A 26,238-nucleotide genomic window follows, 5' to 3' on the forward strand; every position below is an offset into this window, starting at 1 on the left:
CTTCATATCCATTATACCTATTAAAACAATATCTTGTAACAAATGTGTCTGAATTACAAAAGATGTATTTTAGATATTGCTTTAAGAAAGAGAGAGGTGTATTGTAGATTTAATAAACAATACAAAAAATACAAAGGACGTGTTAATCGTATGTTATCTCAACAAACAGTTAATATCATTAAATCTACAGTTCCAGTTTTAGAAGTACATGGTGTTGCCATTACTACTACTTTCTATAAAAATTTGTTCGAAGCACACCCAGAACTTTTAAATATATTTAATCATGCAAACCAAGCAAAAGGTCGTCAACAAACAGCTTTAGCAAATACAGTGTACGCTGCAGCAGTTCATATCGATAATTTAGCTGCAATTATTCCCGTTGTAAAACAAATTGGACAAAAGCACGTAAGTTTGGGCATTAAACCTGAACATTATCCAATCGTTGGAGAGCATTTACTTGGTGCTATTAAAGAAGTATTAGGCGATGCAGCAACGGACGAAATTATTAACGCATGGGCAGAAGCATACGGCGTTATTGCAGATGCATTTATTAGCGTTGAAGAAGAAATGTATGTAGCAACCGAATCTAAAACAGGCGGATGGAGATTCTTTAAAGATTTCGTTATTACGAATAAAGTGGAAGAAAGCGAGAACATTACATCTTTCTATATGAAACCTGCTGATGGTTCAGTTATACCTACTTATGAACCAGGTCAATTCATCACGATTCGCGTAAGTATTCCAGGTGAAGAATATTTAATGAACAGACAATATAGCTTATCGAAAGCGGCAGACTCTGAATCATTCCGTATTTCTGTGAAAAAAGAAGACGAAAACAATCCAGAAGGAAAAGTTTCCGTTCACTTACACAATAATGTATTTGTAGGCGACACAGTAGAACTTACTGCACCAGCTGGAGACTTTGTGTTAGATCTTGAAAAAACAACTCCTGTAACATTCATAAGTGGTGGAGTTGGAATCACACCAATGATGAGTATGTTCGAATCAGTTGCTAAAAACCAATCAAATCGCTCTGTTTCTTTTATCTACAGTGCTCGCAACGAAAACTTACATCCATTTGACAAAGATATTCATGCATTAATAGAAACAATGGAAGATGCAAAATACTTGGCGCTTTACTCCGAAACTGGAGATGGATTTATCACAAAAGACGTGTTAGCAACTAGCGCTATTCAAAACGGAGATGTTTACGTTTGTGGACCAGCTGGTTTCATGGAAGCAATGATTAATCATTTACTTGAGTTAGGATATTCACTAGAACAAATTCATTATGAATTCTTCGGTCCTGCACTTCAACTTGAACTAGTAAATGCATAATATATTAATGTAAGAAAAGCCCAAGCACCTTGCGCTAGACAGTTACTTTGTTAAAAAGTGTTACTTCCAGTGGAGGTAACACTTTTTTAGATCTAAGATAATATAGGAATTATTTGACGTAAAATTGAGCGTTTAGTAGTGTGAACTTCTATCCTTTAGTGCTATAATAACCCTAGTATTTTTATCAATACAGAGATGAGTGAAATAATGCCCAAAGTTTTTGAAAGTAAATATATTCCTCTAGCCACATATTTTAAACAATCGACTAGTAAAGAAATAAAAATAACATTTGATGAAATAGAAACAATAATTGGACAAGCTCTACCGAATGCTGCGTATTTAAGCAGTAGCTGGTGGAAGAAAACAAAGCCTCCTGCATTACACTTTTTCGCATGGACAGAGAGTGGATATTCTGTCAAAGATGTTGAATTAGGGAAATTTGTTCTTTTTCATAGCGTTGTACATGAAACGGATGAACTGACTTCGGACATAAGTGACCAGCAAGATATTCTCATCATTCGCGAAGCAGAGCTTGAAGATGCTCGTGCCTTTATCCGTTTACAGGAAACAATTTTCTCAGAAACAGATTTCATGTTGTACGGAAAATCCGATGTTCAAATGACTGTACAAAGCGTTCGCAAAGAAATGCACGCTTGGAAAAACTCCACAAACTCCAATTTACTATTGGCAATTATGAACGGGCAGTTTGCAGGTTATCTGTCTATTACTGGTGGACCAAGCCCACGTGCATTACACCGCGCTTCTATATATATTGGTGTAAAACAAGAATTCTCCAAAAAGGGAATTGCTACATCTCTTATGCGTCATGGAGAAAATTGGTCAAAAGAAGTTGGAATATCTAAACTAGAGCTTTCTGTCATAAAAGAAAATAACTACGCTCAAAAACTTTATAAAAAGCTCGGCTTTGAAATTGAAGGAACGCGTAATCATGCACTCATTATTAATGGTGAATATGTAAATGAGTATTATATGGGGAAACTAATCTAAGTTTCTTATGAAGGGAAGGACTGACCAAGTAACTTTGGTCAGTCTTTTTTGATCTGAACTTGCGAAATGCGGGGTTGAACTTGCGTTACTCGTACTTGAACTTGCGATATCCCGGTGTTAACTTGCGATGCGGCTCCGTGAACTTGCGATTTCCCGGTTTTAATTTGCGTTATGCCATTCGCGCCTTCTAACGCACATCGGTTTTTCCACATAAAAAAACATGAGGAAGTAATTTCCCCATGCCATGCCTTGTATTATCTCCATTTCGAAACGTACGGATTGTCTGTTTCCCAAAATCGATAAGGATAGTGTACTGCTTCTCCACTATTGTCGATCCCTATTCTAGGGCCAGTGGAGACTGATTTTACTTGCTCACCTTCTGCTATATACAATGGTTTTTCACTCCAGTGTTTGCCGTAGTAATCCATTGTTATGGCCATTGCTTTCGTGAGCTTTCCGGGTCCGTTTGTCCACTGCTTCATTGGCATATTATTTCGAAGTTCGTTCATTCGCTCCAAGCCCTCAATTGGCTCTACAGCACGTATTAATATTGCATTTGGGATACCGACCACACCTGCGACTACATTGATCAATGTATGTGTGTGCATTTGATATGTATAAATCAGTCCTGGCTCCCCAAACATTACTTCTGTGCGCTTTGTTCTTCTATTTCCGTAGCTATGAGCAGCTTTATCCTCTGCTCCCATATAGGCTTCTGTCTCAACGATTTTCCCTATAAGCAAACCGGTCTCTTGCTCATGCACCATATATTTCCCAAGTAAGTCTCTCGCAAGCTCCAACGTCGGTTGATGAAAGAAAGCTACATTCAATGGTTTCAACTAAATTAATCCCATTTTCTTCGCTTCAAACGTTAACTCTTCTCTGAATTTTGGATGAGCAATCGAAATAAGTTGTCGAGCTCGCTCTGAAATTGGCTGACCAAACATTCGCGCAACCCCGTATTCAGTTACGATATTATCTACATCGTTTTTAGACGTTGATACAATAGATCCTTGCGTTAGATTTAGTTTAATACGAGAAATCTCATCATTTTTGGCTGTAGATGTCATACAAACAAAGCCTTTGCCATACTTTGCAAAACGAACTCCACGGGCAAAGTCTGCTTGTCCGCCAGTGGAAGAATAGTATTTACCTGCAACTGTTTCAGAAGCACATTGTCCGAATAAATCGACTTCTGTTGTTGCATTAATAGAAACGATGCGTTCTTCCTTAGCAATTTCTCTGGGGTCGTTGACGATACTGACTGGTAAAAACTCCACTGAAGGATTATTATGCAAGAAATTATAGAGTTTCTTCGATCCATGTGCAAAAGTTGCAATGATTTTTCCTTTATTCGTAAATTTTTGTGTTCCGTCAATTGCACCAGCTTCTACCAAATCTACGATACCGTCCACAAACATTTCTGTATGAATACCTAATTGTCGATGATCCTTTAGCAAACTAACAACAGCATTAGGAATAGCACCGATCCCTATTTGTAAAGTATCTCCATTATGAATGCTTTCTGTTACATAAGCAGCAATTTTCATGTCCTTTTCTCCAATAGGAGGAGAAATATCTTCAGATAAGGGGCGATTATTCTCAACATATCCCGCGATTTGAGTAATATGTATTTGGTTTTCTCCAAATGTACGTGGCATATGATTGTTTACTTCTAAGATAAAAGGCACAGTACCGATAAATTCACTCACTATATCGGCTTGTGTTCCTAAAGAAAAGTAACCAAACTCATCCATTGGAGAAGCAACAGCCATAATCATCGAAAGACTTGTTGAATGCCTTAAAATCTTTGGCACTTCATGAAAATGATTTGGTACTAGATCAACCATACCTTTTTGGAACATTTTTCTCGTTGCTCCGCTTAAAAAATAGGAGATATGCTTCAGCTTGCCAGGAAAAGCACCTTCTATGTATTTTCTAGGATTTAATGCAAGTAACTGATGTATTTTCACATTTGTTAATGCATCCGCATTTCTTTCTAAAATATCAAGTAATTTATGTGGTTCTCCATTAGCTAATGGAAGAATAACATCTGCGTCTTTTTCAATCAAATTGATGATCTGTTGATCCGTTAATAATTTGTTCATTATATTCCGCTCCTATCATTCATACAGCTTCTTCTATACTCAGTATACTAGGAAAAACATCCTTTCAACAAATTCCAAGTTATTTCCCCTTAACAATCTTGCTCCATATATGTGCTAGTCTTTCCACTTATTTTACTATCCTTCACCTCTCAAGCAAAAATAAAACCTGCCTCCTATAAAAGGAAGCAGGTTTTAACGAGTATTACCTACTCAAGTTCTGTTTGCTTTGTTTCGGTTCCGAGGAATACAACCGCTAATACACCAACGACAATAGCCACACAGAAAATACTGAAAATGTAGCCAATTTCATAACCAGCAGCAACGAGAGAACCAACTAGCAATGGTCCAAGAATCCCGCCAATACGACCAACTGATGCCGCCATACCTGACCCAGTTGCACGAATAACTGTTGGGTACTGTTCTGGAGAATACGCATATAACGCTCCCCATGCCCCAAGGTTAAAGAACGATAGGAACATACCAGAAACTAACAATAACGTTGTTGTCTCAGCACCACCAAACACAAATGCACTAGCTGCTGTTCCAAGTAGATACGTGATTAATACAAACTTCCGACCAGCTTTTTCTATTAACCAAGCTGCTGAGAAGTAACCCGGCAATTGTGCTAGTGTCATGATTAATACATATTCAAAACTTTTAATTAATGTGAACCCTTTAATAACCATGACACTTGGAAGCCATAAAAACATACCATAATATGAAAATACAACTGTAAACCAAACAATCCATAGCATTAATGTCCTTTTTGCATATTTTTCCGACCATACTTCTTTCATGTTTTGCAGGATAGTTCTAGACTCAGTGTTCTTCCCTGTATACCTAGGTGAATCTGGTAACTTTATACGTAGGTAAATTGCATAAAAAGCTGGGAGTGCTGTAATTATTAGAGCAATTCTCCATCCATAATCCGGGATGATAAAGTAAGCAATTAGAGCAGAGACTAACCAACCAGCAGCCCAGAAACTTTCTAATAATACAACGACTTTCCCTCTTTCTTTTGCCTCTACACTTTCAGATACTAGCGTTGAAGCAACTGGTAACTCTCCACCCAGTCCCATTCCAACAAAAAATCGAAGAGCCAAAAATGCTGCGAGCGAAGTTGTTAGAGCAGAAAGTCCACTTGCTATAGAAAATAATAATAAGGTAATCATAAAGATTTTCTTGCGGCCTACTTTATCCGCGAATACGCCAAATACAAGTGCTCCTACCGCCATACCAATCGAGTTTACACTACCGATCCAGCCCATTTCTCCTGGAGTTAGACTCCACTCTACTGCAAGTGCTGCGATTACAAACGAAAGTATCCCTACATCCATTGCATCAAACATCCATGCTAGTCCAGCAATGCCTAATAATTTATTTTTTGAAATTGGTTTTTTTTCTTTAATAGTAGTCATCAGCTTCTCCTGTCTTTACACATGTCATGTATTTTTCACATCATTAGTATACGCATTGAATAGTAAACTTACAATAGAAAATTATTCTTGTTTTTTATCCTATATTCCTGTAAAATGTCCTTTATACAAATACATATGTTTATTTAAGAAGAACAGAGAGGACGGAAAACATCATGGCTTGGCAAGGACTAATTGAAGAGTATAAAGAATTTTTACCTGTAACAGAGAATACACCAAAACTAACACTTAACGAAGGTAACACGCCTCTTTTGAAGCTAGTTAACCTATCTAAAGAGTTAAACATTGAACTATACGGAAAAGTAGAAGGCGCTAACCCAACAGGATCTTTTAAAGACCGTGGAATGGTATTCGCCGTAGCTAAAGCAATCGAAGACGGAAGTAAATGTGTTATTTGTGCTTCTACCGGAAATACTTCTGCTGCTGCCGCTGCATATGCTGCTCGCGCTGGCATTCAATCTATTGTTGTTATTCCAAAAGGAAAAGTTGCACTTGGAAAATTAGCACAAGCAACTATGTACGGAGCGAAAATAATAGAAATCGACGGTAACTTTGATGACGCTTTACAAATCGTACGTAATATTAGCGAAGTATCACCTGTTGCATTAGTTAACTCAGTGAATCCATACCGTCTAGAAGGACAAAAAACGGCTGCATTCGAAATTGTTGATGCTTTAGGAACTTCCCCTGATTATTTATGTATTCCAGTTGGAAATGCTGGAAATATCAGTGCTTACTGGAAAGGCTTCAAAGAATATAATGAAGCGAAAAAATCTGGTTTACCTAAAATGTTTGGCTTTGAAGCAGAAGGCGCTGCTGCAATTGTACAAGGAGCACCTATTGCTAACCCAGAAACAGTGGCAACAGCAATCCGTATTGGAAATCCTGCAAGTTGGTCATTAGCAGAAGCTGCTCGTGACGAATCTGGTGGTATTATTGATTCTGTAACTGATGAAGAGATTTTATACGCATATCAACTAATCGCTAGTCGTGAAGGCGTGTTTGTAGAACCTGGTTCTGCAGCATCTTTAGCAGGAGTTTTAAAATCTGTGAAAAGTGGAAAAATCCCTGCAGGTAGCAAAGTGGTAACAGTATTTACTGGTAACGGATTAAAAGATCCAGACACAGCAATGGATGTTTCAACTGTAGACCTTGTGTCGTTAAAAAATGACGAAAAAGAAATCCTTAAGTATATCGAGGGCATACTATGAGCAACAAGTGGAAAATATCAGTTCCAGCAAGTACAGCTAACTTAGGCCCTGGTTTTGATTCCATTGGAATTGCTTTAGATAAATATTTAGAAGTAGAAATAGAACTTGCAACGGAATGGAAAATTGATAACTTAACTGACAATCTTCCTGATGTTCCAAACCCACAAGATCACTTAATGATTATTGCAGCAGAAAAAACTGCAAAAATGTATGGTCTTTCTTTACCTCCATGCCACGTATCTATGAAAAGTGAAATTCCACTTGCCCGTGGTATGGGAAGTAGTGCATCTGCGATTGTCGCAGGTGTAGAATTAGCAAACCAAGTGCTGGATCTTCAACTAACAGCACATGATAAATTGAAAGTGGCTACTGAAATGGAAGGTCACCCTGATAATGCAGCAGCTTCTATTTTTGGAGGCTTTACCATTTCATCAAGTACAGAAAATGGTGACATTCATGTATTCCATGCGTACCATATTGATGCTTCATTTGTTTTGTTCATTCCTAATTATGAGTTAAAAACGGAAGCAGCAAGAAGTGTACTTCCTGACAGCTACACTCGTAACGTTTCAGCACAAGCAAGCGCAATCGCTAACTTATTAACAGCTGCATTCCTTTCACAATCTTTCGAGCAAGCTGGTATGTATATGGAGCAGGATTTATTCCATGAACCGTATCGTCTTGATTTAATACCTGAAAGCAGAGATATTATAGTTGCAGCAAAAAATGCAGGTGCTTTTGGGACTTGTATAAGCGGAGCAGGCCCAACCCTTCTATCCCTTGTGCAAAAAGGGACAGAAAAGGAATTCATCTCGAAATTAGATGGAGTGTTCCCTAACTTCGAGTTAGTACCCGTGCCGATTAATCGAACAGGAACTGTTACATCAAAAAATAAAGAAGGCAGTGCGGTTCTCTCTTAAAGAGACCTGCACTGCCTTTTTCTACTTAAAACCTTGCTTATAAAAGAATATTGCTTGTTATGCCAATAAAACTAAACTTAATGCCATGACAAGCATACCTGCTACTACTCCGTACATAGATGCATGTGTTTCGTCATACTTTTGAGCAGCTGGTAATAATTCATCTAATGAAATGAACACCATGATTCCTGCTACACCTGCAAATACGATTCCAAAAAGTACTCCGTTTAAATACGGCATTAAAACTAAGAAAGCTACTAATGCTCCAAGTGGCTCTGCTAGTCCTGAAAGAAATGAGTATTTAAATGCCTTTTTCCGACTTCCGGTTGCGTAATAAATTGGGACCGCAACAGCTATCCCCTCCGGAATATTGTGGATAGCAACTGCAACTGCAATGGCTATTCCTAAATTCGGATCGTGTAAAGCAGAAGCAAATGTAGCAATCCCTTCAGGAAAGTTGTGAATACCAATGGCTAAAGCAGTGAAAACACCCATTCTCTTCAACTTTGTATATTCCGCATTATCCGGTTCAACATCCATATCCTCTACCTTTTTGACTTCATGTGGATTCCCCAGTTTAGGAAGTAAACGATCGATTAGCGCAATCACAACCATCCCACCGAAAAACCCTACAATGGTCATCCAATAACCATTTGTTGCTCCAAGCTCTGCTACTAATGAATCCTTTGCTTTCACAAAAATTTCAACTAAAGATACATATATCATAACTCCTGCAGAAAATCCTAATGCAACAGATAAAAACTTCGTATTTGTACGCGATGTCAACAAAGACAGTAAACTACCTATCCCTGTTGCTAGGCCAGCAAATAGCGTGAGTAGTAATGCAAAAACTACATTTCCATCCATCATCGACCCAACTACTTTCTATTCTTCAATTTTAACTTATTATACGCAAGAAGTTTCCTTCGCACAACTCTTTTCAACTAGAGAAAGTATTAAAATTTTCCTGAATTAATATATCCCCCTATTTTTGTCCAGTCTTCCACAAGAAAATCACGATTGGATGGTCGATAAAATACAGAAGCAGGATGATAAGTCGGGATAAGCATATAACTTTCCGTAGACCAAATATATTCGTTTCCATCAAGTGAAGCTAACTGTCGTACAGGATGTGTGAGTACTTGTCCATGTAACTTGGATACTTTTGCATCTTTTCCAAGTAAGCGTTGCAGCCCTACATTACCTAACGTCACAATGATCATAGGTTTTATATTTGCTAGTTCATAATCTAACAGGGGGGCATGTGCGAGAATTTCTTGTTGCGTTGGAGGGCGATTGTATTTTCTTTTCGTTATTTCACCATTTCTCGCCTTTTTATCCTTCCATACATAAGGCCGACTTCTTACCGCACTGCTCATATACACGTCGTCTCTTGTTAATCCAATGCTTGCGAGTGATCTGTTTAGCTCTTCTCCCGCCCTACCAATGAACGGTAAACCTTGTATCGCTTCGTTTTCACCGGGAGCTTCTCCTATTAAAAGAATTGCTGGATTTAGAGGACCTCTCCCTTTCACAAAGCCTTCTACTGGACAACCTTCTATTCTTTTCATTCCAAGTGCTACTAATTCGTCTGTTAGCTCGAACATGAATATCTGCTCCTTTTAAAAAAACCTTTCCACAAATGGAAAGGTTTTTAACTTTTTTTATTTAGCTGAAAACTTCTTTTTCGGTACTCGTACCATAATGCTACTAGTACAAACCAAGTATACCCTGCCATCCAGCCAGCAAACACATCCGATGCGTAATGACGATGCTCAGCAATACGTGATAATCCAGTCAATGCCGCGAGAAGTATTGCTCCTATCCACGTTAGAATGCGCACTTTTTTATCCGATTGATGCTCCGTCAGAAAATAGGTTACCGTTAAAATATAAAGTAACCCGACCATCGCATGTCCTGATGGAAAACTAAAGCTCTCTAGTTGATGTGGCACGTCTGGACGTTCTCGCTGTACCCATTTCTTTAGTAATTGGTTGATGACGTTCCCGACTCCAACTGCGAATAAAACAAAGAGCATGCCTCGATAATTTTTTGAACGAATCCATAAATATGCCAGTAAGCAGAGCGATACAATGATAATAAAAGTGGTCTCTCCCAAATAATGAAAAGCAGTAATAAATGCATTGCCACCTAATAATTCTGCCATGTTTCGATCGAACTTAATCATTTCATCTCTCGTAAATGTCAAAAATAACGCGGCGAATCCTAACAAAGTCACAAGACCTAGTGGATAAAACCATTTCTTCACAGAATTCCCTCCTACCCATTACAAAAAGTATAAGCTAAAAATTTAAGGTTGTACAATGAATATAGTGAGAACCTCACTTCTAGCGAAACCAGGACGTCCCATGGATAAATGCCATTCTGAAACGAACTTAATTTCTTTGTGTCTAAGATATTGACGTAGATCCAATAAAAAACTCTACTTTTCCATTTGATTGGTAAAGTAGAGTTTTTTATTTCTATTATAGTCAAAATATTATTTAATCGTTTACAAGTAAAACTATTCTACAACAGTATAGTTTCCGTGCTCCATTGAAAGAACATATTCTGGCTTCGGTGGTTTACCGCCATGTTCTTTAATTTTCGCTTTATGACCAGCAATATGTTCTGGACTCTTCTCCCAGTTTTTCCATGCTTCTTCTGAGTCCCAACGAACAATCATCACAACTTCTTCTTCGCCTCGACGTACATTTTTCACCAATAGTTCGCGGCCTATAAAACCCATTTGTTTCTCTAATAGCGATGGTCCTTGATCAGGCTTCTTCCCAAAGCGCTCAATAATCTTATCTGAATTTCCTTCTGTTAAAGTCCACTTTCTAATTTGAACAAACATTATCTCTAACCCCTTTTCAAATATAAAATAATAAAAGTAAGGAGCTATCCCACTCGTATACACGAATAGGGTAGCTCCTCTTTAGATAAATTATTTTAATTCATCTAAGATTTCTTGTAATTTTGCTGCTTCAGTTGTTACACCGTTACTTGAGAAGTACCAGTTCGTGCCATCTAAGTATACGATTTTACCTTCTTTATAAGCACGTGTTTGTTTAATAATATCATTTTCGATATCTGCTTTAATCGTGTCTACATCCGAAACTGTACGGTCAACGACTAATAATACTTCTGGATCTACAGAAAGTATTGACTCATAAGAAAAGTCAGATCCATGTGAAGACGCATCAATATCAGTTGTTGCTGGTTTGAAACCGAAGTCATTATACACATATGCGAAACGAGATTCTGCACCATTATCGAAACCAGACATTTTTTTGTCGTCATACATAGCAACTAATGCATTTTCATAGCCAGCTACTTTTTCGTTTACAGCATCCACTTTTTCTTGTAATGCAGTTTTTAACTCTTCACCTTTTTCAACTTTATCAAACATCTTAGCTGCTAAGTCAACTGTTTCATAAACTGCATCAATATAGTTTGAATTATCGGAACCGATAAATACTACATTTGGTGTAATTTCTTTTAATTCTTCATAGAATGCTGTTTGACGACCAGAAATAAAAATGATGTCTGGTTCTGCAGCTGCTACTGCTTCGAAGTCGATTGCTTTTAATGTACCAACATCAGCAATCTCATCGCTTGGTGCATACTTTTCTTTTAAGTGTTCTGGAATGTTCCCTTTACCACCACCAGCTGCTACACCTACGATACCTTCAACACCTAATGCGTCAAGTGTATCTAAGAAACCGTAGTCTAAAGAGATAATACGCTTAGGCTCTTCTTCTAATGTAATATCTTCAAAAGTAACTGAAGCACCTTCTTCTGTTTCACGAGCAGTACTTAATGAAGATACTGTCATAGGAAATGCAGATTCTTCCACTACTTCTTTTTCTGTCTCACTCGCTTCGTTTGTGTCACTTGCTTTTGGTGTCTCTGTTTCTTCTGATCCACATGCAGCCAACATTAATGCCAATGCTGCAGCAGTTATAATATTCCACTTCTTCATATTAAATTTTCTCCTCCTAATTAATAACTCATTCATATTTGATAATGAAAATCATTATCAATCAACTAACCCAAATTCTAGTTTAGTTTACTTCAATTGTCAATTACTTTTTTAAAATTAATTATTTGAATTAAAATAGACGCAAATTCTACAACCATCTTGCACTTGAACAGGAATGTGCATATCATATACTTCACGCAAAGATTCCGAGTTAATAATCTCATTAGTTGGACCATCTTTTACTAAACGACCATCTTTCAACGCAACGATACGATCTGAATAAACAGAGGCAAAGTTAATATCATGCAATACAATTACAACTGTTTTACCTAATTCATCTACTAGTTTACGTAATATCTTCATAATTTGTACAGAATGCTTCATATCTAGATTGTTTAAAGGTTCGTCGAGTAGAATATATTCAGTATCTTGCGCAATAACCATAGAAATGAACGCACGCTGTTTTTGTCCACCAGAAAGCTCGTCTAAAAACTTATCTTGCATATCAGTTAAATTTAAATACGCTAACGCTTTGTCTACAAACTTGTGATCTTCTTCGTTTAAACGTCCTTTAGAGTACGGATAACGTCCAAAAGATACAAGCTCTCGAACCGTTAAACGAACATTTAAATGGTTTGCTTGCTTTAAAATCGCAACTCGTTTTGAAAACGCATCTGATTTCATTTTCTTTACGTCCGATTGATCTAACAATACTTCCCCTGTATCCGCATCTAATAGACGACTTACCATTGATAATAACGTTGATTTACCAGCACCATTAGGCCCAATAAAGGACGTAATGGCTCCAGCATGAATTTTTAATGTGACATCTTCGACAACAGTTTTTTTCCCAAAGCTTTTAGAAAGTCCTTTAAGTTCAATCATGCTGTTTTCCTACTTTCCTTTAGTAACAAATAAATAAAGTAAAGCCCACCGATAAAGTTAATAATTACACTAATCGTTGTCGTTAAATTAAATACATGTAGCACTAAGAATTGTCCGCCCACTAATGCAATAATACTTATTAAACTTGCTCCAACTATTAAAACGGAATGTTTGTATGTAGCAAAATATTGATAAGCTAAGTTAGAAACAATTAATCCTAAAAATGTAATCGGCCCTACTAGTGCTGTTGATACTGCAATTAAAATTGATGATAAAATTAAAATTCGTAATACCATTTTGTCATAGTTAATACCTAAGTTTATGGCATGTTCACGGCCTAAAGACATAACATCTAACTTATGTAAGATACGTGTACCATACAGAAATGCTAAAGTTACAATACCTGCTGATATAAATAGCAATTCTGTTTTTACATTCATAAAGCTAGCAAACAATCGAGCTTGTAAGCTTTCATACTCTACCGGATCAATAATTACTTGCATAAATGTTACTAAGCTACCGAGTAGTGTACCGATAATCATACCTGCTAATAGTAGCAAGAAAATCGGATACTTATCTGCTCGGAATAAGAAACGATATAAAATTACTGCAAATAGAACCATTGCAACAATTGATACACCGAAGTTTAAGTAACGACTTACAACAAATATGGAAGACGATCCTAAAGCAAAGTAAATAATTGTTTGAACGATGTTATACATCGAGTCGATCCCCATAACCGATGGTGTTAACAATCGATTGTGCGTTACAGTTTGAAACGCTACTGTTGCATAAGCTATTGCAGTACCTGTAATGACCATCGCAAATAATCGTTCTAAACGTTTTGGAAATGCATAACCAAACCCACCTTTAATGTCATAAAATGCAAATAACAACATACAAATTAAGGCAATTACCGATAATATAATTAGCTTCGTACTATTTTTGCGCATATGCTTTCCCCCTAAATAACATAATTAAGAAGATCGCACTACCGATTACCGCAACCGTTGTATTTACTGGAATTTCATATGGATGTACGATTAAGCGGCTAATAATATCGCAGAATAATAAGAATGCTGCGCCCATAAAAATGGTATGCGGAATTGTTTTACGTAAATTATCCCCTAAATAAAGGGAAACAAGGTTAGGCACAATTAACCCTAAAAACGGAATAATACCAACCGTTAAAACGACTGTCGTAGAAATAACCGCAACAATAATTAAACCAATATTCAATACCGTTCGATAGCTTAAGCCGAGATTTTTAGCAAAATCCTCACCCATGCCTGCTACGGTAAATTTATTAGCATAAATATATGCAATAATAATCGCTGGAACTGCTACATAAAGAAGCTCATAACGCCCAGATACAACTAACGTGAAACTCCCTTGAAAAAATGTATCAACGTTTTGTAAAATGTTCGCTTCATACGCTAAGAAAGTAGAAAATGCTCCAATAATATTGCCGTACATAATCCCTATTAGTGGGACAAAAATTGCATCTTTGAACTTAATACGTTCAAGTAGCTGCATAAAAATAAATGAACCAATTAATGCGAAAGCAAAACTAAACATGATTTGCCCGATATAAGACATACCCGAAAAGAATAGCATTGATATGATAATCCCTAATTTTGCTGCATCTAACGTACCAGCCGTTGTTGGCGATACAAATTTGTTTCGACTTAAACTTTGCATAATTAAACCTGCAATACCCATCCCTGCGCCAGCTAATATAATAGCAAATAATCTCGGTAAACGACTAATTAAGAAAATTTGTGTTTCTAACGAATCCCAATTAAGCAAATCACTTGGCTTTATGTTAATCGCACCAATAAATAGCGAAGTAACTGATAGGATGATTACTGCAACAATCAACATCCACAATTTCATTTTTAACCCCATATTTCTTTTATTCTCAGATAATCGTGAAAATTATTCTCACCACTGAGTAAATAGTTTATTTTTAATAAAAAAATATCCCCAAATATTATCCCGACTAGCGGGACAAATATAACAACCTTCAACCTTTTCATGAATAGAAGTCATTGAAAGTCATTATCAATTAATAACATATTAATTATAACATCTTGCTAATTCATGTCAACGATTAAATGAAAATGGTTTTCAATTGAAATACATATAAATGCCATTTCAACCCATTTTAGTTCAATTATATCCTTTAATTCAAAAAGACTATTGTAATTGTTGATTTTCCTCAACAATTACAATAGTCTTTTCCACACTAACTATTCATTTAAAATTTGCATGATTTTCGAATTACTTAACACCACGCATATATTTTTGAATCAATGGAGTCATAAAGTAGAGTAATAAACCGATAACTAGAGCTACTGCTCCGATTACACCGAAATATACTATTTCATTATCTGGTGAATACAGTTTAACCACTTGTGCATTAATTGCTTGCGCTGAAGCGTTTGTCATGAACCAAAGACTCATTGTTTGAGCAGCAAAGGCAGCTGGTGCAAGTTTTGATGTTGCAGATAAACCAACTGGTGAAAGTAATAATTCACCAAGTACAACTAAGAAAAAGCTCAATACAAGCCAAAATGGACTAACGAGTGTTTCTGTTCCATTTAAATATGCAGGAATAATCATGACGATGAAAGATAGGCCCGCAAAGAACAGTCCATAAGCAAACTTTCTTGGAGTAGAAGGTTGTCTATCCCCTAGCTTCACCCATAGCCAAGCAAAAGCTGGTGCAAGCGTAATGATGAAAAGTGGATTTAATGATTGGAACCAAGCAGGAGAAATCTCATAAGAGCCAACCATCAAGTTAACACGTTCATCCGCATACTGAGCCAAAATATTAGATCCTTGTTCTTGAATCGCCCAAAACATCATTGCTGCAACAAATAACGGAATATATGCAAGCAATCTAGACTTTTCATCTGCAGATGTTTTATCACTTCTATACATCACGATAAAGTAAAGGGTTGGTATAACAATACCTAGAATAGAAACCGTCATCGTAAATACATTGATGGTCATAATACCTTGTTGGACTAAAACGTATCCAAGAACTAGCACTACTAAAGCTATAACACCAATGCGAGTCAGAACTTTTTTTCTTTCTTCTCTTCCCATTGGATTAGGTACATAGGAACCTGCTAAACCAAGATACTTTTTCTTCGTAGCCAAAAATACAATCAATCCTATCGCCATACCAATTGCAGCAAGACCAAATCCTAAATGGAAGTTATACTTAAGGCCTATTGTTCCTACAATTAAAGGAGCAAGGAAAGCACCCATATTAATACCCATATAGAAAATACTAAAGCCTGAATCGCGACGAACATCATTATCTGAATATAAATCACCGACTATACTTGAAACATTAGGTTTTAATAATCCTGTCCCTACAATGATTAAAGCCATAGAAACAAATAATGTCGTCATCCCTCCAGGAATTGCCAGCACAATATGCCCAAACATAATGAGTATACCACCGTAAAATACGGTTTTAGAAGTACCAAACAATCTATCGGCAATCCAACCACCAATAATCCCAGACATATAAACAAGTGAACCATAAACAGCCATTATTGAGTTAGCAGTTGTTCGATCCATTCCTAATCCACCCTGTGTTACTTCGTAGTACATATAGTAGATTAAAATTGCACGCATTCCATAATAAGAAAAACGCTCCCAAAACTCTGTAAAGAATAACGACAATAATCCTTTAGGATGTCCAACAAATCCTGTTTGAGGTACTGATTGAACAACCTCTTTTTTTGAAACCATTATTAATTACCTCTTTTCTAATAAGAAATATATTATAAGCCTACCCCCTTTCACTTGTCAAAAAACACTAACATATTTCGACATTTGAAGTTGTTCGTTATAATATGAGTTAATACAGAGTGAAAGGGGTTGAATATATGTTAAAAAAGTTCTTTTCATTTTACAAACCACATAAACGATTATTCATCATCGACTTTAGTAGTGCGGTATTTGTAGCGATTTTAGAACTTGCTTTTCCAGTAGCAGTTCAATGGTTTATCGATGATCTATTGCCAACAGGCGATTGGAATATGATTGTAACAATAAGTATTTTGCTTTTATTCATCTATATTCTAAGTACATTCCTCAATTATGTTGTGAGTTATTTAGGTCATAAACTCGGTATTAATATTGAAACCGATATGAGACAGCAATTATTTAGTCATGTACAACGACAGTCCTTCCGTTTTTTTGATAATACCAAAACAGGCCATATTATGAGTCGCATTACAAATGACTTATTTGATATTGGAGAACTGGCTCACCACGGTCCTGAGGATGTGTTCATCGCAATCATGACACTTATTGGTGCTTTTGCGATAATGTATAACATTAATCCAGAGCTTGCTCTTATAGCAATCGTCATGGTTCCCTTCTTAGCCATTGTTGCTACATATGGAAATATTATGATGAACAAAGCTTGGAAAAACATGTTCGGAAAGATTGCAGAAGTAAATGCCCGTGTGGAAGATAGCGTATCTGGTGTACGTGTAGTGCAATCATTTACGAATGAAAACTTTGAAATTGCACGTTTTAAAGAAGATAATGGCCAATTCCGGACCGCAAAGCTTGTTGCCTATAAGGTGATGGCGGGAACACATTCGAGTATTTATATGTTGACTCGACTTGTGACATTGGTAGTCCTGGTTGTCGGATCATGGTTTACATTTAAAGGAACTCTCTCTAATGGAGAACTTGTGAGCTTCATCCTATATGTTAATGTCTTGATCAAACCAGTCGATAAAATCACCGCACTTCTTGAGTTATATCCTAAAGGAATGGCCGGATTTAAACGCTTTTCTGACCTTATGGAACAGGAACCGGAAATTAAGGATCATCTAGATGCTATAAATGTTCCACATTTAAATGGAGATATTACATTTGAAGATGTTAGCTTCCGATATGATGAGCATAAATCCGTTTTAGAAGATATTAACTTATCCATAAAAGCCGGAGAAACAGTTGCGTTTGTTGGTCCTTCTGGTGCTGGGAAAACGACTATTTGCTCGCTTATCCCGCGTTTTTACGATGTCATTGAAGGTGCTATAACGATTGATGGCTTAAATATTCAAGATGTAACCACAAGATCGTTGCGCGATCAAATTGGCATTGTGCAGCAAGATATATTTTTATTTACAGGAACGATTCGTGAAAATATTGCTTACGGTAAATTAGATGCTTCCGAAGAAGACATTTTAGATGCTGCGAGAAAAGCTCATTTAGAAGATTTCATAACTTCTCTACCAGAAGGATATGATACACAAATTGGGGAACGTGGCCTTAAATTATCGGGTGGCCAAAAACAGCGCTTGGCCATCGCTCGTATGTTCTTGAAAAACCCTCCGATATTAATATTGGACGAGGCTACTTCAGCACTCGATACAGAAACAGAAAGAATTATTCAACGTTCATTAATGGAGCTTGCCGAAAATCGTACAACGCTTATTATTGCGCATCGCCTTGCAACCATTCGTAATGCGGACCGTGTATTGGTAGTAACGGAAGACGGTATTGTGGAGGATGGAACATACAGTGAATTAGTCTTGCAAGATGGCATTTTCGCTAGACTTCACAATATACAGTTTCAGGAAGTCTAATTGATATAATCAAAAAGAAGCTTTTCGCGTGAGCGAAAAGCTTCTTTCTTTAGTTACTCAACAAACACAAACTCTTCAAAACGATGGTAATCTGATTTTTTCAACTCCACTTTTAATAACGTACCTTCTTCTTCATATGAAGTGGACTTAATCGAAGCTTGTTCGTTTAAATAGGACACAATGTCTCCTCGGTCAAAAGGTACGAGAAGTGAGCATTGTACATGATCAGAGAAAATATGTTTTTTAATTATTTCTAGCAATTCATCTAATCCTGCTCCTTCTTTCGCAGAAATCCATATATTTTCTCCAGAAACATATGGGTATTTTAACTCCGCCAAATCCGATTTATTATATACAAAAATAGTTGGGACATCCTCAACTCCAACATCAAGCAATGTTTTATTCGTTACATCCATCATGTAACGATGTTCATCATTGGAAACATCCACAACATGCAACAGTAAATTTGCGTCACGCGCTTCTTCTAGAGTAGAACGGAATGCTTTTACAAGATGATGAGGAAGCTTACTAACGAACCCTACTGTATCTGTTAACAAAAACTCTTTTTGATCTTCCAGTTTAATTTGTCTTACCGAAGTTTCTAATGTAGCAAAAAGCATGTCTTTTTCAAATACTTGTTTCGAATCTTCCTGACCAACTTTAAGAAGCAACTGATTCATAATCGTCGACTTGCCAGAGTTCGTATAACCAACTAACGAAACGGTAGGAATTGCATTTTTCTTCCGCTGCTTTCTTTGTGTTTCCCGTTGATCTTTTACATGCTCTAGGTCACGTTTGATCTTAGCAATTTGGTCCTCGATTTTACGTCTATCTAACTCTAGCTTTGTTTCCCCAGCACCACGGTTTTTGAATCCGCCACCAGTTCCCCCACCTTGTCTACCTAGTGATGCACGAAGCCCAACTAATCGAGGTAACATATATTGCAGTTGTGCAAGCTCTACTTGCATTTGTGCTTCATTCGATTTTGCTCGGCGTGCGAAAATATCTAGTATGAGCATTGTTCGATCGATTACTTTACAATCCAAGTCCTTTTCCAAATTTCGAATTTGGGAAGGTGACAATTCATCATTAAAAATAACTAAGTTAGCACCCGCTTCTTCATAGAAGTTTCTAATCTCCTCTACTTTTCCTGTTCCAACATAATGAGAAGAAGTAACTTTCGTTAAATTTTGTGTGATTTCTCCAACAACCTCTACATTCAGTGCATGTGCTAAGTTGTGTAACTCCTCTAATCCATATTCAAAATGTTCGTCTTTTTGCAATTTGACTGCAACGACAATGGCTTTTTCTACTAATTCATCCAAACTGATTCCTCCTATTAAATGAAACGATTAGTTGCTTGTTCATAAATGATCTCCTCTTTTTTATTGGGAGCACAATTTCAGCCGCTCGCACATTTCCACTTCTAACCCTTTAAATACTAACTGCACATTGGATAATAACAAAGTTTATTCATCTTACGCAACAAAATCAAAATTTTCACTTATCCATTACTTCCCTTAGATTACACACATGAAACTCATAGGTTGAAATTGAAGTTAAACAAAAAGAGATGACATGAAATAATTGTCATCTCTTTGTCGATTTCCCGGGAAATAACAATATTTTTATGCTTCTACTTTTTCCTTCGACAGCTCTCGTAAAAGGAATTTTTGAATTTTACCAGAAGCCGTCATTGGATATGCATCGGTGAATTCAATGTATCTTGGTATTTTATGATACGATATTTTCCCTCTACAATATGTTTTTACTTCTTCTGAAGTTAGATTCTCTCCATCCTTCAAGATAATCCAAGCCATTAGTTCTTCGCCGTACTTAGGATCAGGAACACCTACAACTTGGACGTCTTGAACAGCAGGGTGTTGATATAAAAACTCTTCCACTTCTTTTGGGTATATATTTTCCCCACCACGAATGACCATATCTTTAATGCGACCTGTAATATCGATATACCCGTCTTCATCAATAACTGCAATATCTCCCGTATGCAACCAACCATGTGAGTCAATTGCAGCATTTGTCGCTTCTTCGTTTTTATAATAACCTTTCATCACAAGGTAACCCCTTGTACATAATTCACCCGGTACTCCGGATGGTGTATCTTCCCCAGTAATTGGGTCAATAATTTTCACTTCTACTCCAGGGTGAGCTTGCCCAACTGATGATACTCGTTTTTCAATTGCATCATCTGTTCTTGTTTGCGTAATAACTGGAGAAGACTCTGTTTGACCATAAGCAATTGTAATTTCAGATGCACCCATGTCCTCCATCACTTTTTTCATCACTTCAATTGGACAAATAGATCCAGCCATAATCCCAGTTCTTAACGAAGACAAATCGTACTTCGCAAAATCTGGATGATTCAATTCTGCTATAAACATAGTTGGTACACCATGTAATGCTGTACATTTTTCATCTTGTACCATTTGGAGCACTTTAGCTGCATCGAACTGCTCGATAATGACCATAGTTGAACCATGTGTTACGGATGCCATTGTTCCCAGGACACAGCCGAAGCAATGAAAAAAAGGCACAGGAATACAAAGTCTATCTTGTTCTGAGAGATGTATACAATCTCCTACAAGTTGTCCATTGTTGACTATATTTTTATGTGTCAGCATAACCCCTTTAGGAAAGCCTGTTGTTCCAGATGTATATTGAATATTAATTACATCATCATTTTTTAGCACTTTCAAATGTTGCTCAAGCGTCTCATCCGATACACTGTCTGCATGAGCCATTAACTCAGACCAAGTGTACATACCGGGGTAATTATTTTCACCCATGACAATCACATTTTTCAAAAAAGGAAGCTTTTGTGACTGAATATTACCTTTTTCTGCAACGTTTATCTCTTTACAAACCGCTCGAACAATATCTAAATAGGAAGTTCCCTTATATGATTCACATAAAATAAGCGTTGTGGCGTCTGATTGTTGCAGTAAATATTCTAGTTCTTTTTCTTGGTAGTTTGTATTTACTGTTACGAGGACAGCACCCATCTTCCCAGTGGCATATTGACTGAGCAGCCATTCTCTTTTATTGTCAGACCAAATCGCGACATGTTCTCCCTTTTGAATGCCCATACCAATCAATGCTTTTGCTAAGTCGTCCGTTTCTTCATCGAACTCTTTATACGTTTTCCGAATACCTAGCTCAGGATATACGTATGCCTCTGTTTCTGGAAATCTCCTCGCTGTTTCTTTCACAATTTCGCCTACTGTTTTTTCGTTTAACAAACAAATCACCCCTTTTTGATTGTCCATCTCCCCCTATTTTATCATAAAATTCAGATAAATATTAGTTACTTCTAAATAGAAGGAGATGTGTTAAAATATGTACAAAACTAATTAAAAAAGAAGGCGTTTATAATAGAATTCACTGAAATGAAAGAACAGCTGAACGAGCTCATACAGTCAGAAAAATTAGTTTCCGCTACCATCAGTCAACCACGGTTAAAATCCAGTGAATGCAAACGTGTAAAAATAAATCCTATCCAACTAAAAGGAGTATATACATTACAACTGGAGTATCAATTTGAACGTGTATTAAAACATGAAAATATTACACTTGATCAAGCTGCACAAAAACTAGAAGAGTTGTTTGATCAGTTTAGACAATGCCAGGCTCAATTTACCGAAGAAAAACTCCATATCCAGCTAACCAAAAAGAATAAAGTACTTTGGAAATCTGAAAAAATGGAAACTCCTAAACAAATAGACCTTTCTCATAATCGTAAAAAGAATTATAAACTTGATCCAGAAACACCATACCCTTTCCTTATCCGTCTGGGCGTGCAGACTCCTGATGGCAAGATTAAAAACCAAAAGCATGACAAATTCAAACAGATTAATCGATTCATTGAATTTATAGAAGACTCTTTAAGCTACTTACCAACTGATCGTCCTATTCGAATTTTAGATTTTGGTTCAGGCAAATCCTATTTAACATTCGCCCTTTATCATTATTTACATATTGAAAAAGGGTTAGACATTCGAGTAACTGGACTCGATTTGAAAAAAGAAGTAATTGAAGAATGCCAACAAATTGCGAATGATCTCAAATATGAACATCTAGAGTTTTTAGTAGGAGATATTAGTGACTACAACGAAGAAGCTTCTGTCGATATGGTCGTTACCCTTCACGCATGTGATGTTGCAACAGACTTAGCACTTGGTCGTGCAGTTAAATGGGGAGCGAGCGTTATTTTAAGCGTACCTTGTTGCCAACATGAGCTGAATTCACAACTAAATGCACCAGGATTAGATATTATGTTAAAGCACGGTCTCATAAAAGAGCGATTTGCAGCACTTGCAACTGATTCACTAAGAGCTGAAATTCTTAGTATGGTCGGATACGAAGCTCAGCTAGTTGAGTTTATTAACTTAGAGAACACACCAAAAAACATACTAATTCGGGCATATAAAACAGGAAGAAAAGCAACTCCGGAACAAATGGATAGTTATCAACAGTTTAAAAAAATGTTACATGCAAAACCATTTTTAGAAAATGAACTAAAAGAATACTTATCATAAAAAGTACCGGTTTCTAGCACACATAAAGTGATGCAAGAAGCCGGTGCTTTTTTCTATAATTCAAATAGATTAGATATTAAATAATTATTATAATACATTTGTTTAGTCGAATCATATGTACTTTATTCAATTCTTCAGAAGATTTATTGTATTTAGAAAAAAACAATTGACATAGTTGTGACCATTTTGTAACATAAGGAAACAGAGTTCACTAATTATGAATTCTGATTTTTGAACTTATTTATGAAAACGCTTTATTTTTATAAATAATACATAAACATAAAAATTACTGGGGGTAAAAAGAGATGATTTATAGTAAAAAACTTAAGGGATTTGCAGCAATAACAGCACTAACTTCTGCAGTTTTTTTAGCAGCATGTGGCGGAGATGAAAGTGGCAGTGGAGATGAAGAAAGTACAAAAACATTTAAAATTGCACACGTTACACAAGAAACACATATTTGGCATCAAACTGCTGAAAAGTTTGGCGAAGAATTAGAAAAATTGTCAGATGGTAAAATGAAAGTTGAAATTTATCCAGCTTCTCAACTTGGACAAGAAAAAGATATGGTACAACAGTTGGAAACAGGATCTTTAGATTTCGGATTTTTAACAAACGCTTACATGAGTACGCGTGAAGTATCATTGAATGCTTGGTTCATGCCATTTGTATTCCCAACAATCTCTGATGCGAACGAAATGCGTGACGCAGAATCTACTAAAAAAATTCTAGATACATTGGATAGCCAAGGCTTAGTGGCATTTGACTTTGTTTTTGCTGGTAACCGCCATGTGTTATTAAATGATGGATTTGTTCAATCACCTGCTGATCTAAAAGGGAAAAAACTTCGTATTGTTGGTAGTCCTGCGATGCAAGAGTTTTGGGAGAAAGCTGGAGCTGGTCCAACTGCGATGCCTCTTTCAGAAGTATATACTTCTTTACAAACAGGGGTTATCGATGGGATTGACATTGACTTAGATGCACTTGTGACAGAAAAGTATTATGAAAATGCAGAAAACTTAACATTAACAAACCAAATGGCTTTTCCAGCTATTCTAACAATGAGTCAATCAAGTTTTGACGCTTTATCTACAGAAGAACAAGAAATTGTAACAGAAGCAATTGATATCGCAGCTGACTGGGGTAACGAAGAAGCAATTAAAAGAGAAGAAACAAACTTACAAACTTTAAAAGACGCTGGCGTAAAAGTAGAAGAATTAAAAGACTCTTCGACATTTGATGAAGTGAGTAATTCAGTTATCGATAAATACTCAACTGAATCAGAATTAATTAAAGAATTTTTAGTAGAAGCTCAAAAATAGAGGTGATAATATTGATCCACAAAATTAGTAATGGAATTTTTAAAGTTGAAAAGCTATTCGCTATTATTTTGGGTGTGAGTATGCTTTTCTCCTTAACTTCAGGTGTTTTATATCGTTATATTTTAAAGGCTCCCCTTGTTTGGTCAGATGAGGTAGCTATTTTCTCTCTTGTCTGGCTTTCCTTCATAGGGGGAAGCATGAGTTTAAAAATGCAAAATTCTGCATCCATAACTATTGTCATGGACTTAGTAAAAGGAAAATTAAGACAAGTCCTTTTGATAGTTGGCTTTGTAATTTTACTTTCTTTTGTTGGTTATATTTTGTATTTATCTATTGGTTGGCTATCGTCTCCTAATATCCAAGTACAAAAATCTACTTCTATGGGAATGCCTATGATTTATGCTTATTTAAGTATTCCGGTTTCATTTTTCTTTATGTTTATTCATTTGTTAGATTTACTGATCCAAACGTTTAAAAATGGAGGTAAGTTTGAAAAAGTTGGCGAGGAGGTGCATGTATCATGATGATTGCACTAGCTGTATTCATTATTTTATTAGTGCTACAAATTCCAATCGCCTTTGTTTTAGGTATTACAACTGTTGCTTATATTATACTTTCCAATAACTTAGGTTTGATGGCTACAGCACCACAACGGTTATATTCAGGGTTAGAAAGTTATGGACTACTAGCAATTCCATTGTTTATGCTTGCTGGAGAACTAATGAACTCTGGTGGTATAACAAAAAGACTTGTTGAATTCGCTAGAACGCTAGTAGGACACTTCCGCGGTGGTCTAGCTTATGTAAATGTTATCGCGAATATGTTGCTTGCTTCCATCATTGGTTCTGCAACAGCTCAAATTGCGATGATGAGTAAAACAATGGTTCCTGAAATGGAAAAGGCAGGATACTCACGAGAATTTAGTGCAGCCACTACTGGTGCAGCAGGTTTACTAGGCCCAATTATTCCACCAAGTATGCTATTTATCATTTATGGTGTGTCGTCTGGAGCTTCCATCGGTGATATGTTCATGGGAGGCGTACTCCCAGGTATTTTATTAGCGCTATCATTTATTATATTAATCGGTTTTATGGGTTCTAAATACAAATGGCCTACGCACAAACGAGCAACTTTTAAGGAAATTGGAAAAGCATTATTTAATGTACTTCCTGCTTTACTTGTACCCTTCATTATTATCGCTGGAATTCTATCAGGTGTGTTTACACCAACAGAATCTGCCGCAATAGCTTGTTTCGTTGCATTAGTAGTTGGAACATTTATGTATAGAGAAATCAAGTTTAATAAATTACCAGGTATTTTTGTTAACACAGCCATTTCTACAGCAACGATTACGATGTTAATCGCGATGGCGAATTTATTTGGTTGGATGCTATCATTTGAACGGGTACCGCAAGATATCGCAAGTTGGATGGTTTCATTAACGGATAATCCATTAGTTTTCCTTCTAATCGTAAATATTTTCTTACTAATTGTCGGTATGTTCATGGATGGAATCGCTGCTTTAATCATTCTAGTACCTATTTTCACTCCGTTGATTGCTAATTATGGAATTGATCCTATTCACTTCGGTGTGATTATTTGTATCAACTTAACAATCGGTGTTCTTACTCCACCTGTTGGCACAGGGTTATACATTGCCTCATCTTTGGCCAATGTGAAGCTTGAGAAGTTAATTAAAGCAATTTGGCCATTCTTAGTAGCTTCTGTCATTGCTTTATTAGTTATCACATATGTACCACAAATCGTATTGTGGTTGCCAAATGCTTTAAAATAAATGAATGAAGAAGTAACAAGGACTTACAATCTAGCCAGTCTTTTAGT

General features: G+C 36.5%; 23 protein-coding genes. 9 read left to right on the top strand and 14 right to left on the bottom strand.

What is annotated here, in order from left to right; all coding sequences use genetic code 11:
- Positions 1 to 150 precede the first annotated feature (150 nt).
- Positions 151 to 1,338, top strand: coding sequence for an NO-inducible flavohemoprotein (hmpA, locus tag C7437_RS11770; RefSeq protein ID WP_111439929.1), 1,188 nt, complete (start codon positions 151 to 153; stop codon positions 1,336 to 1,338).
- Positions 1,339 to 1,545: 207 nt separating this feature from the next.
- Positions 1,546 to 2,346, top strand: a complete 801-nt coding sequence (locus C7437_RS11775; protein WP_111439930.1) for a GNAT family N-acetyltransferase — start codon at positions 1,546 to 1,548, stop codon at positions 2,344 to 2,346.
- Between the two features lie 254 nt (positions 2,347 to 2,600).
- Here the strand turns inward: C7437_RS11775 and C7437_RS17075 are convergent, their stop codons facing one another.
- The 3 genes from C7437_RS17075 to C7437_RS11785 form a co-directional block, all read right to left on the bottom strand.
- Positions 2,601 to 3,185, bottom strand: coding sequence for a DNA-3-methyladenine glycosylase (locus C7437_RS17075; RefSeq protein ID WP_211310016.1), 585 nt, complete (start codon positions 3,183 to 3,185; stop codon positions 2,601 to 2,603).
- Positions 3,186 to 4,454: an acetyl-CoA hydrolase/transferase family protein gene (locus C7437_RS11780; RefSeq protein ID WP_211310017.1), complete on the bottom strand. Its 1,269-nt coding sequence runs from the start codon at positions 4,452 to 4,454 to the stop codon at positions 3,186 to 3,188.
- A gap of 206 nt (positions 4,455 to 4,660) precedes the next feature.
- Entirely contained in the window at positions 4,661 to 5,872 is a 1,212-nt protein-coding gene (locus C7437_RS11785; RefSeq protein ID WP_111439931.1) for an MFS transporter, read from the bottom strand.
- A gap of 173 nt (positions 5,873 to 6,045) precedes the next feature.
- On the opposite strand from C7437_RS11785, the gene thrC reads away from it, so the two are divergent.
- Together thrC and thrB are read left to right on the top strand one after the other, a co-directional pair.
- Positions 6,046 to 7,101: a threonine synthase gene (thrC, locus tag C7437_RS11790; RefSeq protein WP_111439932.1), complete on the top strand. Its 1,056-nt coding sequence runs from the start codon at positions 6,046 to 6,048 to the stop codon at positions 7,099 to 7,101.
- On the top strand, positions 7,098 to 8,021 hold the full coding sequence (gene thrB, locus C7437_RS11795) for a homoserine kinase (RefSeq protein ID WP_111439933.1): 924 nt from the start codon (positions 7,098 to 7,100) through the stop codon (positions 8,019 to 8,021). The genes thrC and thrB overlap by 4 nt, the downstream gene beginning before the upstream one ends.
- Positions 8,022 to 8,078: 57 nt before the next feature.
- Here the strand turns inward: thrB and zupT are convergent, their stop codons facing one another.
- The 9 genes from zupT to C7437_RS11840 all read right to left on the bottom strand — a co-directional run bounded on the left by zupT (position 8,079) and on the right by C7437_RS11840 (position 16,662).
- Positions 8,079 to 8,888, bottom strand: a complete 810-nt coding sequence (gene zupT / locus C7437_RS11800) for a zinc transporter ZupT (protein ID WP_111440038.1) — start codon at positions 8,886 to 8,888, stop codon at positions 8,079 to 8,081.
- Between the two features lie 89 nt (positions 8,889 to 8,977).
- Entirely contained in the window at positions 8,978 to 9,628 is a 651-nt protein-coding gene (locus C7437_RS11805; RefSeq protein ID WP_111439934.1) for a uracil-DNA glycosylase, read from the bottom strand.
- Between the two features lie 47 nt (positions 9,629 to 9,675).
- Positions 9,676 to 10,290, bottom strand: a complete 615-nt coding sequence (locus C7437_RS11810; protein ID WP_111439935.1) for a phosphatase PAP2 family protein — start codon at positions 10,288 to 10,290, stop codon at positions 9,676 to 9,678.
- 255 nt (positions 10,291 to 10,545) lie between these two features.
- Positions 10,546 to 10,878, bottom strand: a complete 333-nt coding sequence (locus tag C7437_RS11815; RefSeq protein WP_111439936.1) for an antibiotic biosynthesis monooxygenase family protein — start codon at positions 10,876 to 10,878, stop codon at positions 10,546 to 10,548.
- A gap of 90 nt (positions 10,879 to 10,968) precedes the next feature.
- Positions 10,969 to 12,006, bottom strand: coding sequence for a siderophore ABC transporter substrate-binding protein (locus C7437_RS11820; protein WP_111439937.1), 1,038 nt, complete (start codon positions 12,004 to 12,006; stop codon positions 10,969 to 10,971).
- A gap of 117 nt (positions 12,007 to 12,123) precedes the next feature.
- A complete protein-coding gene (locus C7437_RS11825; RefSeq protein ID WP_111439938.1) occupies positions 12,124 to 12,891 on the bottom strand; it encodes an iron ABC transporter ATP-binding protein in 768 nt (255 codons plus the stop codon).
- Positions 12,888 to 13,844 (bottom strand): iron chelate uptake ABC transporter family permease subunit, encoded by a 957-nt coding sequence (locus tag C7437_RS11830; protein ID WP_111439939.1) that lies wholly within the window; start codon positions 13,842 to 13,844, stop codon positions 12,888 to 12,890. The genes C7437_RS11825 and C7437_RS11830 overlap by 4 nt, the downstream gene beginning before the upstream one ends.
- On the bottom strand, positions 13,831 to 14,787 hold the full coding sequence (locus C7437_RS11835) for an ABC transporter permease (protein WP_111439940.1): 957 nt from the start codon (positions 14,785 to 14,787) through the stop codon (positions 13,831 to 13,833). The genes C7437_RS11830 and C7437_RS11835 overlap by 14 nt, the downstream gene beginning before the upstream one ends.
- Before the next feature lie 387 nt (positions 14,788 to 15,174).
- Positions 15,175 to 16,662 (bottom strand): peptide MFS transporter, encoded by a 1,488-nt coding sequence (locus tag C7437_RS11840; RefSeq protein ID WP_111439941.1) that lies wholly within the window; start codon positions 16,660 to 16,662, stop codon positions 15,175 to 15,177.
- A 137-nt stretch (positions 16,663 to 16,799) separates the two neighbouring features.
- Between C7437_RS11840 and C7437_RS11845 the strand changes: the two genes are divergently transcribed.
- A complete protein-coding gene (locus C7437_RS11845) occupies positions 16,800 to 18,518 on the top strand; it encodes an ABC transporter ATP-binding protein (RefSeq protein WP_111439942.1) in 1,719 nt (572 codons plus the stop codon).
- A 53-nt stretch (positions 18,519 to 18,571) separates the two neighbouring features.
- Here C7437_RS11845 and hflX read toward each other — a convergent pair whose 3' ends face one another.
- Both hflX and C7437_RS11855 read right to left on the bottom strand, forming a co-directional pair.
- Positions 18,572 to 19,843: a GTPase HflX gene (hflX, locus tag C7437_RS11850; RefSeq protein ID WP_111439943.1), complete on the bottom strand. Its 1,272-nt coding sequence runs from the start codon at positions 19,841 to 19,843 to the stop codon at positions 18,572 to 18,574.
- Between the two features lie 303 nt (positions 19,844 to 20,146).
- Positions 20,147 to 21,805, bottom strand: coding sequence for an AMP-binding protein (locus C7437_RS11855; RefSeq protein WP_111439944.1), 1,659 nt, complete (start codon positions 21,803 to 21,805; stop codon positions 20,147 to 20,149).
- 105 nt (positions 21,806 to 21,910) lie between these two features.
- On the opposite strand from C7437_RS11855, the gene C7437_RS11860 reads away from it, so the two are divergent.
- From C7437_RS11860 to C7437_RS11875, 4 genes are all read left to right on the top strand, one after another.
- Positions 21,911 to 23,074, top strand: coding sequence for a class I SAM-dependent methyltransferase (locus C7437_RS11860; RefSeq protein ID WP_111439945.1), 1,164 nt, complete (start codon positions 21,911 to 21,913; stop codon positions 23,072 to 23,074).
- A 305-nt stretch (positions 23,075 to 23,379) separates the two neighbouring features.
- Positions 23,380 to 24,396, top strand: coding sequence for a TRAP transporter substrate-binding protein (locus C7437_RS11865; RefSeq protein ID WP_111439946.1), 1,017 nt, complete (start codon positions 23,380 to 23,382; stop codon positions 24,394 to 24,396).
- A gap of 2 nt (positions 24,397 to 24,398) precedes the next feature.
- Positions 24,399 to 24,920, top strand: a complete 522-nt coding sequence (locus C7437_RS11870) for a TRAP transporter small permease (protein WP_245909281.1) — start codon at positions 24,399 to 24,401, stop codon at positions 24,918 to 24,920.
- Complete coding sequence (locus C7437_RS11875; RefSeq protein WP_111439947.1) at positions 24,917 to 26,191, top strand: TRAP transporter large permease; 1,275 nt, start codon at positions 24,917 to 24,919, stop codon at positions 26,189 to 26,191. The genes C7437_RS11870 and C7437_RS11875 overlap by 4 nt, the downstream gene beginning before the upstream one ends.
- Positions 26,192 to 26,238: the final 47 nt, after the last annotated feature.

The organism is Psychrobacillus insolitus, from assembly GCF_003254155.1.
Classification (GTDB): Bacteria; Bacillota; Bacilli; order Bacillales_A; family Planococcaceae; genus Psychrobacillus; species Psychrobacillus insolitus.

Excerpts from the sequence above, each read along its gene's own strand:
- C7437_RS11780 (WP_211310017.1), bottom strand. The coding sequence starts at position 4,454 with ATGAACAAATTATTAACGGATCAACAGATCATCAATTTGATTGAAAAA.
- hmpA (WP_111439929.1), top strand. The coding sequence starts at position 151 with ATGTTATCTCAACAAACAGTTAATATCATTAAATCTACAGTTCCAGTT.
- C7437_RS11805 (WP_111439934.1), bottom strand. The coding sequence starts at position 9,628 with ATGTTCGAGCTAACAGACGAATTAGTAGCACTTGGAATGAAAAGAATA.
- thrB (WP_111439933.1), top strand. The coding sequence starts at position 7,098 with ATGAGCAACAAGTGGAAAATATCAGTTCCAGCAAGTACAGCTAACTTA.
- C7437_RS11840 (WP_111439941.1), bottom strand. The coding sequence starts at position 16,662 with ATGGTTTCAAAAAAAGAGGTTGTTCAATCAGTACCTCAAACAGGATTT.
- C7437_RS11815 (WP_111439936.1), bottom strand. The coding sequence starts at position 10,878 with ATGTTTGTTCAAATTAGAAAGTGGACTTTAACAGAAGGAAATTCAGAT.
- C7437_RS11785 (WP_111439931.1), bottom strand. The coding sequence starts at position 5,872 with ATGACTACTATTAAAGAAAAAAAACCAATTTCAAAAAATAAATTATTA.
- C7437_RS11775 (WP_111439930.1), top strand. The coding sequence starts at position 1,546 with ATGCCCAAAGTTTTTGAAAGTAAATATATTCCTCTAGCCACATATTTT.
- C7437_RS11865 (WP_111439946.1), top strand. The coding sequence starts at position 23,380 with ATGATTTATAGTAAAAAACTTAAGGGATTTGCAGCAATAACAGCACTA.
- C7437_RS11825 (WP_111439938.1), bottom strand. The coding sequence starts at position 12,891 with ATGATTGAACTTAAAGGACTTTCTAAAAGCTTTGGGAAAAAAACTGTT.
- C7437_RS11845 (WP_111439942.1), top strand. The coding sequence starts at position 16,800 with ATGTTAAAAAAGTTCTTTTCATTTTACAAACCACATAAACGATTATTC.
- C7437_RS11830 (WP_111439939.1), bottom strand. The coding sequence starts at position 13,844 with ATGCGCAAAAATAGTACGAAGCTAATTATATTATCGGTAATTGCCTTA.
- C7437_RS11820 (WP_111439937.1), bottom strand. The coding sequence starts at position 12,006 with ATGAAGAAGTGGAATATTATAACTGCTGCAGCATTGGCATTAATGTTG.
- C7437_RS11875 (WP_111439947.1), top strand. The coding sequence starts at position 24,917 with ATGATGATTGCACTAGCTGTATTCATTATTTTATTAGTGCTACAAATT.
- thrC (WP_111439932.1), top strand. The coding sequence starts at position 6,046 with ATGGCTTGGCAAGGACTAATTGAAGAGTATAAAGAATTTTTACCTGTA.
- C7437_RS11855 (WP_111439944.1), bottom strand. The coding sequence starts at position 21,805 with ATGGACAATCAAAAAGGGGTGATTTGTTTGTTAAACGAAAAAACAGTA.
- C7437_RS11835 (WP_111439940.1), bottom strand. The coding sequence starts at position 14,787 with ATGAAATTGTGGATGTTGATTGTTGCAGTAATCATCCTATCAGTTACT.
- zupT (WP_111440038.1), bottom strand. The coding sequence starts at position 8,888 with ATGGATGGAAATGTAGTTTTTGCATTACTACTCACGCTATTTGCTGGC.